The 13,612-nt window shown below is 62.3% G+C and carries 14 protein-coding genes; 1 reads left to right on the forward strand and 13 read right to left on the reverse strand.

Features of this window, described 5'->3' with window-relative positions; genetic code table 11:
* Positions 1 to 16 precede the first annotated feature (16 nt).
* The 3 genes from LB532_RS21620 to LB532_RS21630 form a co-directional block, all read right to left on the reverse strand.
* The gene (locus LB532_RS21620) at positions 17 to 757 is read right to left on the reverse strand and encodes an ABC transporter ATP-binding protein (protein WP_140642699.1); all 741 of its coding nucleotides are present in this window, start codon (positions 755 to 757) and stop codon (positions 17 to 19) included.
* Positions 726 to 1,472 carry an ABC transporter permease gene (locus tag LB532_RS21625; protein ID WP_224557152.1) on the reverse strand — a complete coding sequence of 249 codons (747 nt, stop codon included), beginning with the start codon at positions 1,470 to 1,472 and terminating at the stop codon, positions 726 to 728. The genes LB532_RS21620 and LB532_RS21625 overlap by 32 nt, the downstream gene beginning before the upstream one ends.
* Positions 1,473 to 1,549: 77 nt before the next feature.
* Entirely contained in the window at positions 1,550 to 2,536 is a 987-nt protein-coding gene (locus tag LB532_RS21630; protein WP_140642617.1) for an ABC transporter substrate-binding protein, read from the reverse strand.
* A gap of 598 nt (positions 2,537 to 3,134) precedes the next feature.
* Here LB532_RS21630 and LB532_RS21640 point away from each other — a divergent pair.
* Positions 3,135 to 3,515 (forward strand): c-type cytochrome, encoded by a 381-nt coding sequence (locus LB532_RS21640; protein ID WP_140498230.1) that lies wholly within the window; start codon positions 3,135 to 3,137, stop codon positions 3,513 to 3,515.
* 48 nt (positions 3,516 to 3,563) lie between these two features.
* Here the strand turns inward: LB532_RS21640 and gph are convergent, their stop codons facing one another.
* From gph to LB532_RS21690, 10 genes are read right to left on the reverse strand one after another with little or no spacing between them, the layout of a single operon-like run.
* On the reverse strand, positions 3,564 to 4,265 hold the full coding sequence (gph, locus tag LB532_RS21645) for a phosphoglycolate phosphatase (protein ID WP_140642619.1): 702 nt from the start codon (positions 4,263 to 4,265) through the stop codon (positions 3,564 to 3,566).
* Entirely contained in the window at positions 4,262 to 4,819 is a 558-nt protein-coding gene (locus LB532_RS21650; RefSeq protein WP_140642621.1) for a thioredoxin family protein, read from the reverse strand. The genes gph and LB532_RS21650 overlap by 4 nt, the downstream gene beginning before the upstream one ends.
* Positions 4,820 to 4,840: 21 nt before the next feature.
* Positions 4,841 to 5,527 (reverse strand): ribulose-phosphate 3-epimerase, encoded by a 687-nt coding sequence (gene rpe, locus LB532_RS21655; protein WP_140642623.1) that lies wholly within the window; start codon positions 5,525 to 5,527, stop codon positions 4,841 to 4,843.
* 60 nt (positions 5,528 to 5,587) lie between these two features.
* A complete protein-coding gene (gene cbbX, locus LB532_RS21660) occupies positions 5,588 to 6,526 on the reverse strand; it encodes a CbbX protein (protein ID WP_140642625.1) in 939 nt (312 codons plus the stop codon).
* An 8-nt stretch (positions 6,527 to 6,534) separates the two neighbouring features.
* Complete coding sequence (locus tag LB532_RS21665; protein WP_140642627.1) at positions 6,535 to 6,969, reverse strand: ribulose bisphosphate carboxylase small subunit; 435 nt, start codon at positions 6,967 to 6,969, stop codon at positions 6,535 to 6,537.
* Positions 6,970 to 6,987: 18 nt separating this feature from the next.
* The gene (locus tag LB532_RS21670; protein ID WP_140642629.1) at positions 6,988 to 8,481 is read right to left on the reverse strand and encodes a ribulose-bisphosphate carboxylase large subunit; all 1,494 of its coding nucleotides are present in this window, start codon (positions 8,479 to 8,481) and stop codon (positions 6,988 to 6,990) included.
* Positions 8,482 to 8,502: 21 nt separating this feature from the next.
* Positions 8,503 to 9,582, reverse strand: coding sequence for a class II fructose-bisphosphate aldolase (fba, locus tag LB532_RS21675; protein WP_140642631.1), 1,080 nt, complete (start codon positions 9,580 to 9,582; stop codon positions 8,503 to 8,505).
* 11 nt (positions 9,583 to 9,593) lie between these two features.
* Positions 9,594 to 11,600 carry a transketolase gene (gene tkt / locus LB532_RS21680; RefSeq protein WP_140642632.1) on the reverse strand — a complete coding sequence of 669 codons (2,007 nt, stop codon included), beginning with the start codon at positions 11,598 to 11,600 and terminating at the stop codon, positions 9,594 to 9,596.
* A gap of 10 nt (positions 11,601 to 11,610) precedes the next feature.
* Entirely contained in the window at positions 11,611 to 12,483 is an 873-nt protein-coding gene (locus LB532_RS21685) for a phosphoribulokinase (RefSeq protein ID WP_140642634.1), read from the reverse strand.
* An 8-nt stretch (positions 12,484 to 12,491) separates the two neighbouring features.
* Positions 12,492 to 13,538 (reverse strand): class 1 fructose-bisphosphatase, encoded by a 1,047-nt coding sequence (locus LB532_RS21690; protein WP_140642635.1) that lies wholly within the window; start codon positions 13,536 to 13,538, stop codon positions 12,492 to 12,494.
* Positions 13,539 to 13,612 lie beyond the last annotated feature (74 nt).

The raw sequence follows: 13,612 nt of genomic DNA on the forward strand, positions 1-13,612 counted from the left end.
TTCGCCATCAGGGCGGTCAGGTGACGCCCGGAAACCTTTGACGGAACGACCGCAGAAGGTCGCTCATCACCTGTGAATTGCGGTGTTGGCGAGGCAGCCGCACATCGAACACGCCGAGCACATGTGCTGGTCGCGGCGCGAGCACGATGATGCGATCCGACAGCATCAGCGCCTCGCGCAGATCGTGCGTTATCATCAAGGCGGTCGTAGGCCGCGCCGACCACACCGACAGAAGCAGGTGACGAAGCCGCTCGGCGGTCTGGTGGTCGAGCGAGACAAACGGTTCGTCCAGGACAAGCATCGCCGGCTCGGTAGCGAACGCCCTGGCAAGTGCTGCCCTGCGCGCAAGGCCGAGCGACAGTTCCGCAGGATAGAGCGAGCGCATGCCGGCGAGGCCGAGAGTTTCAAACAGACCGTCGAGGTTCTTCGTTCTCAAGCTTTTCGGCAACGCCAGCCTGACATTCTGCTCCACCGTTCGCCACGGCAGCAAGATCGGCTCCTGGAACACGGCCGCGATGCGGCTGGAGCCTCCTTGCGGCAACTGGAAGGATCCGGAAAAATCCTTGTCCAATCCAAGCAGGATACGCAGCGTCGTGGTTTTGCCGCAGCCCGACGGTCCCAGCAAGCAGGCGAATTCGCCTTGCCGGACCTCGAAGGAAAGGTCCTGAAGCGCCGTGATCGAGACGCCTTGCGCGGACCTGAAAGTCTTTTCAGCGATATCGACCCTAAGCGGGATGACGGCGCCAACGGGTTGCATGTCGTTCAACGGGTTGCACCAAAAGAAGTTCGATGACGAGCATCACCGCCACGAAAGCCAGTGTGTAGGCAAGAATGGCGGCGACGTCGAAGAGCTGGAAATAGAGATGGATCTGGAAGCCGACGCCGTTCGAGCGGCCGAGCAGTTCGACGACCAGGACGATCTTCCAGATGAGGGCGATGCCGGATCGTGACGCGGCGGCTAGATAGGGTTGCAACTGCGGCAGCAGGATGTGGCGGATGCGATCGAGAGGGCCGAAGCGATAGACAGTGGCCATTTCGGCGTAGCTCGGATCAAGCGCCCTGGCGCCCTCACGCATCGTCACCACGACATTCGGGATTTTGTTCACCGCCACCGCGCCGATCGCCGCCGCCTCGTTAAGCCCGAACCAGATATAGCCGAGGACGATGACCACCAGCGCCGGGATGTTGAGGAACAGAATTATCCATGGGTTGAAAAAGCGGTCGGCGCGACGATAGCTGCCGAGCAAAACGCCGATAACGGATCCGATGATCATCGCGACGATATAGGCCGCGGCGACCCGGCCGAGGGTCGCGCCGAGATGATAGAAGAGGTCGCCGCTCGCAGCCTCCCTGAGGAGCACCTGCCAGACCTGTCCCGGCCCCGGGAGGGCACGGCTCCGCCAGACACTCGCCGCAAGGCTCCACAGCAGGCAAAGCCCGAGCAAGGAAACCGCCACGGTCAGCGCAGGCATCAGCGTTGTCGCCAAGCTGGATCGCCCGGACATGCTCGTCGGGGCACCTCGTGTGCCGTTGCTGGTTTCCGGTGCGGTCATTTCGCGCGGTCCTGCCAGAATGTGCCGGGCGCCATCTCGGCCGCGCTGCCGACCAGCTTCGCGCCACCGATCGCCGCCAGCACATGATAGAGCCTGCCGGCGTCGGCCGCTTCCTCGGCAGCTGACCGTCTTGGGATGCCCTGGCGGTAGCGGTCGCGCAGTTTTTCCAGTTCTTTGCCTTCCGCGCGAATGATCGGCGCCAGGCGCAGCCACTCCTCGTCGGATCTCGCCAGCAAGTCCTTGGCTTGCGCGGAGGCCCTGACGAAGCCCCTGGCCGCATCCGGGTTCTCGTTCGCCCATTGGTCATGGAAGACGTAACCGAGTGCCGACACAGGTCCCAAGGCGCCGAGCGCACGCGTCGCATCGTTCACGCCGATCAAGCGACGAAAGCCGTTGGCCTCGAGACGGGCGCAGAAATGCCAGAAATTCAGCACCGCATCGAGTTCGCCCTGCATGGCCTTTTCCGAAATCAGCGGTGGCGCCCCAAATATGATGTCGCTGGTTGCCAACAGGTCGATCCCGTAGTCGCGTCTGGTCAGGGCCTGTATCAGGAGCCAGCTCTTGTCGAGCGGGCCACCGGCGACGCCGATCTTCCTGTGCTTGAGGTCGGCGACCGTCCGGATCGGCGATCCTTCCTTCACCATGATCGCTCCCACAGCGGTCGAATAGGGGGCCAATGTGAGGTCGCCGCCTTCCGAGCGTTGGCGCGAGACCCACAGCCAGTCGGAGACGATCATGTCGATCGCACCGGCCAGCAACGCGACGTTGGTCGCGTCCTCCCCGGCGAAATCGATGATCTCTAGATCGATCCCGTTCGCCACATCGAATTTGTGTTGCCTCAACGTGTCGAGTTCCCAACTCACGGTTCCAAACTTCAGGACACCGACGCGAATCCTGGCTGCTGCAAAGACAGGCCTGGCGGCAAGAGCAGCAACTGTGCCGAGAACCGCTAGACGCAGCGTGTTGCGCCGTGAAATCATCATGACACCTTCTCCCTGGGTTCCAGGACGTCAATCAGATCGCTCGTTCCTTGCTCGGAAATGCGCATTTCCAGCGCATGACCTTGAGGGTCGGGTGCTCCTGAGACCATTTCGCGATCTCGCTGGGCGCAAGGAACATGCATTGGAGCAGAGAGCCGCGGCTCTCGAAATAGAGGTGTTCGTCTCGGCAATTGCCCGGATTGGTGCTGAGGCACACCGTCAATATGAGATCAACCATATCCATTTAGCACCTCTTGCGCTCCGGGACGCCTGTCTCGATTGGTCCGGCCCAATGAGGAGCCTGGACAAAATCGCCAGTTGCCGGATTCCCGAGGTGCCAGTGGAGAAACCGGATGTCTTGAAGCTACGCATTCGCCCGATAGCCGTCAACAAGACGAATACCGGTACCCTGGTACCCAAGCTCTATACCTTTATACGATTGACTTTCACCGCACGCCAACTAGCTTTCCGATTCACGCGGCGTCGCTTCACAAAGGGGAAGCGGATACTCCACTCCACCGCGTAAGGTGCATGCCAACGGATGAAAGATCGGCATGCGCAAAATCGTCCAGGGCACCCAGACGATCCATGAGGAAATCCCATGCGCGCAATCGCATTTTTTGCAGTCGTGTTTGCTGTGTCCTTTATCACAAGCCAATCCCAGGCGCAGGATGCCGCGGCGGGCGAGAAGGTCTTCGCCAAATGCAAGGTCTGCCATGTCGCCGACCAGGACAAGAACAAGGTCGGCCCGTCGTTGAACGGCGTCATCGGCCGGACGGCTGGCACACACCCGGGGTTCAGTTACTCCCAAGCGATGGTCGCGGCAGGCAAGTCCGGCGTCAAATGGGACGAACCCACGCTGACGACTTATCTTCGCGATCCCAAGGCCATGGTCAAAGGAACGAAGATGGCGTTCGTCGGCCTCAAGCAGGACCAAGACATCGCCAACGTCATCGCCTATTTGAAGCAATTCTCGAAATAGCGGCGTCGCCGGCCGTTCGAACGTGCGTCCGGCCGGCGTTCGCCCCGATCAAGCACCGGCTTGCAGCCCCTGCATCGCCGCAGGCAGGTCGAAAAGGCTGTCGCAAACCTGGTCGGCGCCAAGCTCTTCAACAGGAAAATGGGTGTATCCGCCACGCAGCAGAATGACGGGCATGCCGGCGGCGCGTGCGGCGCCTGCATCGGCGCCACTGTCTCCGACCAGCAGCGCGTCACAGGGGTCGACTCCAAGCTGGGCGAGCGCCAGCAGCAGAGCATCGGGCGCGGGTTTCAGGCATGTCACAGCGTCTCCGCCAATGATCGCACCGAAATATTCCGTCAGTCCGAAATGCAGCAGGATCTCGCGAGTCGCCAACTGCGGTTTGTTGGTCGCCACGCCCATGGCCATTCCCTTCGCGTAGAAGTGTGTGAGAACCTCTCTGACGCCAGGCATCAGTCTTGTCAGGCCGGTCAGATGTCGGCTGTAGATCGGCGCCATGACGCGGTTGGCCTCATCCAGCGCGTTGCCGATGAGCGGCGCTCCTGACGCCGCGAATGCCCGCTCGATCAATTTCCTGACGCCGCCACCGATCATGGCCTTGACCTGGTCCAGGCGCAACGGCGGCAGATCGCGGCTGGCCAGCAACTCGTTGACGGCGACCGTTATATCAGGCGCCGAATCCACCAGCGTGCCGTCGAGGTCGAACAGGATCGCCTTCGGCGGTCGAAGCGACCTACCTGCGCCGACATTCATGCAGCATCCTTCCACTTGATCGAGCAGCCGATCGAGGCGATCTGGTCGAACGGGCCATCGCCGGTTCGGGCAACCTGCTTCATCGCCTCGAACAGATCGCGTCGCAGCCCGAGCGGTCCGGATTCGCGTCGCGACGCGTCCAGCCGGCCGCGATATTGCAGTCTCAATTCGCTGTTGAACCCGAAGAAATCGGGAGTGCACACGGCTGCGTAGTCGCGCGCTACGGTCTGTGCCTCGTCGTGCAGGTAAGGGAAGCTGAAGCCGTTCGTCATGGCGAAGCGCTTCATGTGGTCGAAGGAATCGTCCGGGTAGGCGTCGGCATCGTTGGAGTTGATCGCGACGAAGCCGATACCTTCGGCCTTGAGATCATTGGCGTCGCGCACGATGCGAGAGATCACGGCCTTCACATAAGGGCAGTGATTGCAGATGAAGGCCACGACCAGGCCATTCGGGCCGGCGTGACCGAAGAGGGAATGCGACGTGCCGTCGACGCCCGGCAAAACGGCATCGATGGCGGGCCAGCCGAAATCGCATACAGGTGGGACCGCAGCCATGTTCGTCTCCCCGACAACGGTTTACGCGGCTTTCCGGATCGCGCCATCGGCCGCCTGTCTGATGGCGCCGATATTGGCACGATAGGCTGCCTCGGTGCCTCCCTTGAATACAGCCGAACCGGCGACCAGTACGTTGGCGCCAGCCGCCGTGACCAGCGGGGCGGTTTCGGCCGTGACTCCGCCGTCGATCTCGATGTCGATCGGGCGATGGCCAACCAAAGCCTTGATCCGTTTGACTTTCTCGACGACCGCTGAAATGAAAGCCTGGCCGCCGAAGCCTGGATTGACCGTCATCAGCAGCACCAGATCGAGCCGGTCGAGCACATACTCGATGACACTCTCCGGCGTCGACGGATTGAGCGACACCCCGGCCTTCTTGCCAAGATTCCTGATCGCCTGCAATGAGCGGTCGAGATGCGGTCCAGTCTCGGCATGCACCGTGATGATGTCGCAACCGGCATCGGCGAAGGCGGCCAGATAGGGGTCGGCCGGCGCGATCATCAGATGGCAGTCGAAGACCTTGTCCGTTCGGCCACGGATCGCCTTGATGACCGGCGGACCGAAGGTGATGTTGGGCACGAAATGCCCGTCCATCACGTCGAGATGGATCCAGTCGGCGCCCGCCTGAACGACAGCTTCGACCTCGTCGCCGAGCCGCGAGAAATCCGCGGAAAGCACGGAGGGCGCGATGATTGTCCTGGTGACCATGGTCGTCGTCTCCAATTTCTGTCTTTCGTCTGGGGTCGCCCGCCAGCCGGCTTCGTCCTGTCAGCGCGCCTTCGTCTCCGGTTCGCCTTCGAGCTTCCCTTCCGCGAATACACGGCTGCCGCGGATATCGGATTCCTCGATGGTGATAAGGTCTGCCTTGGTCAGGGCACGGCTTCGCGATGCGAAAAGCCGATTGGCCTGGCGAAGCCGCGCCCGGTCCAGCCCATTGCGCACCGAGCGCGCGTTGGAGAAATGCGGCAGCCTCATGCGGATCGGAAGATACTCTTCGAGCGCCTGGGCGGCCGCTTCGCTGAGGCGGTAATTCTGCTCCGCCAGCATGATCTCGGCGATCGATTTCAGCTCGCTGACGCCGTAGTCGGGAAAATCGAGGTGGTGGGCGATGCGCGAACGCATGCCGGGATTGCTGTCGAAGAAACGATCCATCTTGTCCTTGTAGCCGGCAAGGATCACGACCAGGTCGTCACGGTTGTTTTCCATGCATTGCAGCAGGATCTCGATCGATTCCTGGCCGTAGTCGCGTTCGTTCTCGGGCTTGTAGAGGTAATAGGCCTCGTCGATGAAAAGCACGCCGCCCATGGCACGCTTGATCACGTCGCGCGTCTTGGGTGCGGTGTGGCCCACATATTGGCCGACGAGATCGTCGCGCGTCACCGCGACCATGTGGCCCTCCCGGACATAGCCGAGGCGATGCAGGATTTCGGCCATTCTCAGCGCCACGGTGGTCTTGCCCGTGCCGGGATTTCCCGTAAAGTTCATATGCAGCGTCGGTGCGCCCGAGGTCAGCCCGAACTTGTGGCGAAGCCGGTCGACCAGGAGAAGAGCCGCGATCTCGCGGATGCGGTTCTTGATGGGCTTCAGGCCAACGAGTTCGCGGTCGAGCTTGTCCATCACCTCGTCGATGTTGGACGCTTCGAACTCGGCCTGCAGATCAACCGATTCGTCCTGCGCGCCAGCGCCCTTTGCTATCGTGTCCAGCATGGTTTCGGCTAGCTCCGCTCGCCCTCGGGCCTGTCGGTCGCATAAGGCACGATCGAATAACCCTGGCTGCGGCCGTCACGCTCCTGGCGCAGCAGCCGGAACCCGGGTTCCCTGGGCGGCCGGTTGACGATGAACGACATGCGCGGCGCTTCCCATCCCTTGGTCGAATCGAAGGCGGTTACCCGGACATACATGTTCGGACAGGCTTTCCGGCAAGCGTTGACTTCAAGCAGGATGCCCGCCGGGTCTCTCAAGTCGAACATCGGGTTGCCGTACATTTCCCAATAGGTGTTTCGCGGATGCGGATCATCCGTGTACTCGACGCTGACCGCCCAGTGGTTCTTCAGCGCATATTTGATCTGCGCCGAAATCTGCTCATCAGTGAGATCGGGCAGGAACGAGAACTGTCCCTGCGTGACCTTGTTTCCCGGGTTGGTCATCATGGCGACGGTTCCTTTCTTCTAGAAGCTGGGCGTTGCGGTTGGCACGAAGTCGGCCGTGTCGGTCGATTCATAGTTGAAGGTGACATCCTTCCAGGTCTCCAGGGCCGCCTTCAGCGGCGTGCACCATCTGGCCGCCTGCTCGAGGATTTTGGTTCCTTCGCGCAAATAGTCGCGTCCCTCGTTGCGGGCCAGGATCATCGCTTCCAATGCAACGCGATTGGCCGTCGCGCCTGCCTGGATGCCGTCGGGATGGCCGATCGTGCCGCCACCGAACTGCAAGATGACGTCCTCGCCGAGATAATGGATCAACTGGTGCATCTGGCCGGCATGAATACCGCCCGAGGCGACGGGCATCACCTTGTTGAGCGAGGCCCAGTCCTGATCGAAGAACAGCCCGGTCTCGAGGTTCTGCGGCGTGCGCTCCTCGCGCAGCGTGTCATAAAACCCCTTGATCATGAGCGGATCGCCTTCCAGCTTGCCGACCACAGTGCCGGCATGGATATGGTCGACGCCGGCCATGCGCATCCATTTGCAGATAACGCGAAAATTCATGCCGTGGTTCTTCTGGCGCGAATAGGTCGAATTGCCGGCGCGGTGCAGGTGGAGGATCATGTCGTTGCGGCGTGCCCACTTGGCCATCGACTGGATCGCCGTGTAGCCGATGACGAGGTCGATCATGATGATGCAGGAGCCAAGCTGTTTGGCGAATTCGGCGCGCTCGTACATCTCCTCCATCGTGCCGGCGGTGACGTTGAGATAATGGCCCTTGACCTCGCCGGTCGCAGCTGAAGCCTTGTTCACTGCCTCCATGCAGTAGAGGAAGCGGTCGCGCCAGTGCATGAAGGGCTGCGAGTTGATGTTCTCGTCGTCCTTGACGAAGTCGAGGCCACCCTTCAGCGCCTCGTAAACGACGCGGCCATAGTTGCGGCCTGACAGACCGAGCTTCGGCTTCGTGGTCGCGCCGAGCAGCGGACGGCCAAACTTGTCGAGCCGCTCACGCTCCACCACGATGCCGGTTGCAGGTCCCTGGAAGGTTTTGAGATAGGCGACCGGGATGCGCATGTCTTCCAGCCGCAGCGCCTTGACCGCCTTGAAGCCGAACACGTTGCCGATGATCGATGCGGTCAGGTTGGCGATCGAGCCCGGCTCGAACAGGTCGAGGTCGTAGGCGATGTAGGCGAAGTACTGTTGCTCGGTCTTGGTGCCGGGACCGGTGTTTGGAACCGGCTCGGATCTGAACGCCTTGGCGCGGTAGAGCTCGCACGCTGTCAGCCTGTCGGTCCACACCACGGTCCAAGTTGCGGTCGACGATTCACCGGCGACGGCGGCCGCTGCCTCCTCGTGGTCGACACCGGGTTGCGGCGTGATCCGGAACATGGCGATCAGATCGGTCTCCTTGGGCGTGTAGTCCGGCTCCCAGTAGCCCATCTTCTTGTAAGGGATGACCCCTGACTTGTAGCGCTCCTTGCCCTCCTTGAGCGTGCCCGCTGGCAGCATATCGATCTTGTTCATGACAGGTCTCCTGTTTGTTGCTCAGGCGGCTTTCGCGGTTGCGATATGTGGCGCGAGTTTTCCCGCGGCATAGCGTTTGGCCATCTCGTCCATGGCGATGACCTTGATCTTCGAGGCGTTACCCGCCGTGCCGAAACGCTCGAAGCGGTCTCGGCAAAGATCGTGCAAGGCGTCCATGGCGGGCTTCAGGAATTTTCGGGGATCGAACTCGCGCGGATTCTCCGTCGCGACGCGGCGGAACTGCCCGGCCATGGCCATGCGGCAATCGGTGTCGATGTTGACCTTACGCACGCCGTAGCGGATGCCGCGCTCGATCTCCTCCACCGGGACGCCAAAGGTCTGGGGCATCTCGCCGCCATATTTGTTGATGATGTCCTGCAGTTCCTGTGGCACCGAGGAAGAGCCATGCATGACCAGATGCGTGTTGGGCAGCTTCTCGTGGATCGCCTCGATCACCTGCATGGCCAGTATGTCGCCGTCCGGCTTGCGGGTGAATTTGTAGGCCCCGTGCGAGGTGCCGCAGGCGATCGCCAGCGCGTCCACCTGGGTTGCGGCCACGAAGTCGACCGCCTGATCGGGATCGGTCAAGAGTTGGTCGTGGGAGAGCGCGCCCTCGGCGCCGTGGCCATCCTCGGCCTCGCCCTGGCCGGTTTCCAGCGATCCGAGCACGCCCAGTTCGCCTTCGACGGAAGCCCCGACCCAATGCGCCATGCGTGTGACGCGTTCGGTTACGGCGACGTTGTAGGCATAGCTTGCCGGCGTCTTGGCATCTGCCATCAGGGATCCGTCCATCATCACCGAGGTAAAGCCGTGGCGGATCGCGGAAAGGCAGGTGGCCTCGTCGTTGCCGTGGTCCTGATGGATGCACAGCGGAATGGCCGGGTGCATTTCAGTCAATGCCTCCATCATCTTGGCCAGCATGACGTCGTTGGCATAGGACCGGGCGCCACGTGAGGCCTGGATGATGACAGGCGCGTCGCAGGCTTTGGCCGCCTCCATGATTGCGAGGCCCTGTTCCATGTTGTTGATATTGAATGCAGGGACGCCGTAGCCATGCTCGGCGGCATGGTCGAGAAGCTGGCGAAGGGTGATGCGGGCCATTGTGGGTCCTCCTAGACGATGAGCTTCAGCGCCGCCGCGGCAACCGCTTCGGACGTTATGTTGAAATGCCGGTAGAGATCGGGGGCAGGGGCGCTGGCGCCGAAGCCGGCCATGCCGACGACAGCGCCCGTCTCGCCGACCCAGCGGTCCCAGCCCAGCCGGGCTGCCGCTTCGACCGCGACGCGCGGCGCGGAGCCGAGAACGGCCTTGCGGGTGGCGTTTTCCTGCTCCTCGAAAAGTTCCCAGCACGGCATCGAGACGACAGCGGCGGCGACGCCATGCTCGGTCTCCAGCCTTTCGGCGGCAGCAACCGCGATCTCGACCTCCGAGCCGGTGGCGATCAGGGTGACGGCGCGGTGTCTGGCTGGTTCGCGCAGGATGTATGCGCCCTGGCTGGAGCGGTTCGCATCGCTGTGCGCCTCGCGCAGCATCGGCAGGTTCTGGCGCGACAGCACCAGGACGCTCGGCCGATCCCTGCTCTTCAGCGCGAGTTCCCAGCACTCCGCCGTTTCGATGATATCCGCTGGGCGGAAGACATTGAGGTTCGGCGTCGCACGCAGCATCGCCAGGTGCTCGACCGGCTGATGCGTCGGGCCGTCCTCGCCGAGGCCGATGGAATCATGCGTCATGACGTAGATGACGCGCTGGCCCATGAGGGACGAGAGCCGTATCGCGCCACGCGCATAGTCCGCGAAGCAGAGGAACGTACCGCCATAGGGCACGAAGCCTCCATGCAGTGCGATGCCGTTCATGGCGGCGGCCATGCCGTGTTCACGAATGCCGTAGTGAATATAGCGGCCGGCATAGTCGCTCGGCGCAATGCGTTTCATGCCCTTGGTGATCGTCAGATTCGAGTGCGTCAGATCGGCCGAGCCGCCGACGGTCAACTCCGTGGCGCCGTTGACGACCTCCAGCGCCATTTCGGAAGCTTTTCGCGTTGCCACCTTGGTTGCCTTCTCGACATGCTCGCGGCGAAAGGCATCGAGCGCTTCGAAGACCGCGTCGGGCAGTCTGGCGTCGACCGCGTTCTCGAAGGCCTCTCGCTGCGGCGAGGCGGCAAGCCGCTGCTCCCAGACGCCCCGCATCGCTTCGCCGCGGCCGGCAATTTCGCGCCAGGCGAAAAGCACGTCGTCCGGCACCTCGAACGGCGCGAAGGTCCAGCCGATGTTCTCGCGCGTCGCGGCGATCTCTGCCTCGCCCAGCGGCGCGCCATGCGTCTTCTCCGAGCCGCCGAGGTTGGGGGCGCCCTTGCCGATTACAGTGCGGCAGGCAATCAGCGACGGTCGATCCGACCGCCGCGCCGCCTCGATAGCCGCGGCGACAGCTTCCATGTCGTGGCCGGAGACCGTTTGGACATCCCAGCCGGCGGCTTTGAAACGCGCCGGCTGGTCCATCGACGTGGACAGGGAGGTTGGCCCGTCAATGGAGATCGCATTGTCGTCCCAGAAGACGATCAGGCGGGAAAGCTTCAGGTGGCCGGCGAGGTCGATCGCCTCGTGGCTGATGCCTTCCTGCAGGCAGCCGTCGCCTGCAATCACATAGGTATGATGGTTGACCAGATCGGCACCGTAGCGGGCAGCAAGCATGCGCTCCGCCAGCGCCATGCCGACCGCCGTGGAAATGCCTTGTCCGAGCGGGCCGGTGGTGGTCTCGACACCAAGAGCGTGGCCATATTCCGGATGTCCGGCCGTGCGGCTGCCCAGTTGCCGAAACCGCTGCAACTCCTCGATCGGCATGTCTTCATAGCCGAGCAGATAATGCAGCGCGTACTGCAGCATCGAGCCATGGCCGGCTGAAAGCACGAAACGGTCACGGTCCGGCCAGTCCGGCCTGGATGGATCGATATTGATAAAGCGGTTGAACAGCACCGTTGCGACATCGGCCATGCCCATCGGCATGCCGGGATGTCCCGAATTCGCTTTTTGGACGCTGTCCATCGCCAGCACGCGAATGGCGTTCGCCATGTCGAGCTCCGAGACGACGGCGGCGGCAGGCTTCAGTGCTGTTTGGCTGGTCATGGCGTCCTCCTCACGACACACGGCTCTTGCGTTCGATCAACTGCAGGATGAGCGGCGTCAGGATCAGCTGCATGGCAAGGTCGAGCTTGTTGCCTGGCACCACGATGGAATTTGGCCGCGACATGAACGAGTCGTGGATCATCGACAGCAGATAGGGAAAATCGATGCCGCGCGGATTGGCGAAGCGGATAACCAGCATCGATTCGTCGGGCGTCGGAATCCAGCGCGCGATGAAGGGGTTGGACGTATCGACAATCGGCACGCGCTGGAAATTGATGGCGGTCTGCGAGAATTGCGGGACAATGTAGCGGACATAGTCGGGCATCCGGCGCAGGATCACGTCCATCACCGCCTCGGTGGAATAGCCACGTGTCGAACGGTCGCGATGGATCTTCTGGATCCATTCGAGGTTGATGACCGGCACGACGCCGATCTTGAGATCCGCATGCTTCGCCAAATTGATCGTGTCGGTGACGACACAGCCGTGCAGCCCCTCGTAGAAGAGCAGGTCGCTGGGAGCGAACTCGCGCCATTCGGTAAAGCTTCCCGGTGGCGTGCCGTACTGCTTTTCCTCTTCCTCGTCATGGACGTAGGTGCGGGTTCTTCCGGATCCCCGGCGGCCGTATTCCGCGAACACCTCTTCGAGAATCCCGAGTTCGTTGGCCGCGGCATGGAAGTGGGTGAAGTTCGGATTGCCGGCCTTCTCCTCTTCAGCCACCTTTGCCTTCATCGCGGCGCGGTCGTAGCGGTGGAATGCGTCGCCTTCGATGAACGCGGCCTCAATGTTCTCGCGCCGGAAGATCAGCTCGAAGATACGCTTGACCGAGGTGGTGCCGGCGCCCGACGAGCCAGTGATGGTGATGATGGGATGCTTGGCTGACATGGTGCTGCTCAGGCTCTGAACAGGCCACGGCGGCTGAACAGCGGCGCTCGTTCGCCGATGTTGCTCGGCTCGGTGTGGTAGCGGGTGATGCGCGCGACCTCCCGCGCCGACCCGAAGACCACCGGCACGCGCTGGTGCAGGCTGTCGGGTTCGATGTCCAGGATGCGGTTGATCGTATCCGTGGCCGCACCGGCAGCCTGTTCTATGAGATAGGCAATCGGGTTGGCCTCGTAGACCAGGCGCAGCCGTCCCTGACCGTAGCCCTTGCGCCGGTCACCGGGGTAGAGAAACACGCCGCCACGCATCAATATGCGGTAGCAGTCGGCGACCAGGGAGGCGATCCAGCGCATGTTGAAATCCTTCTCTCGCGGTCCTTCGGTGCCCTCCAGGCAGTCGTCGACATAGAGCCGCACGGCCTCGTCCCAGTGCCGGTAGTTGGCGGCGTTGATGGCGAACTCCTGGGTGCGTTGCGGAATGATCCGGCTCTCGTAGGCCTGGACGAAGGTGCCGAGCCTGGCCGATAGGACGAAGATATGCGTACCGCTGCCGAGCGACAGGACGAGCGCCAGCTGCGGCCCATAGATGAAGAAACCGGCGCCTAGCTGATTCGCGCCTGCCTGCAGGAAAGAGGCGGCCGGATCGGCATCCGGCGCGCCATTTATGGGCAACAGCGAGAAGATCGTTCCGATCGACACATTGGTGTCGATGTTGGAAGAGCCGTCGAGCGGGTCGATGGCAATGGCGAGTGGTGCTTGCCTGTCGAGCAGGACCGGCTGCTCCAGCTCCTCGGAAGCGTAAAGCGCGACCGGAGCGTGGCGCATGGCGTCGAGGAAGATTTCGTCGGAGAAGACGTCGAGATCCTTCTGGACATCGCCGTCGGCGTTGGCGCCACGGGTCCCGGCAAAGGCGGCGCCGAGCACACCTTGATTGATGGTACTGCGGACCTTGCTGGCGGCCTGTGTCAGCTGACGGACGGTCGTTACGACCGCGGAGCGGAGTTCGTCCGGCGGGCCGAGATAGGAGTTCAGAAAAGCGTCGAGCGTTGCCGCTGGCATCGTAACCTCCCGATCCAGCTGCGTCTCCTCGGATCGGCTGGATCGGGGGAATGAAAACAAACGACACTCGATAA

Source organism: Mesorhizobium sp. ESP-6-2, assembly GCF_020164675.1.
Lineage (GTDB): Bacteria > Pseudomonadota > Alphaproteobacteria > Rhizobiales > Rhizobiaceae > Mesorhizobium.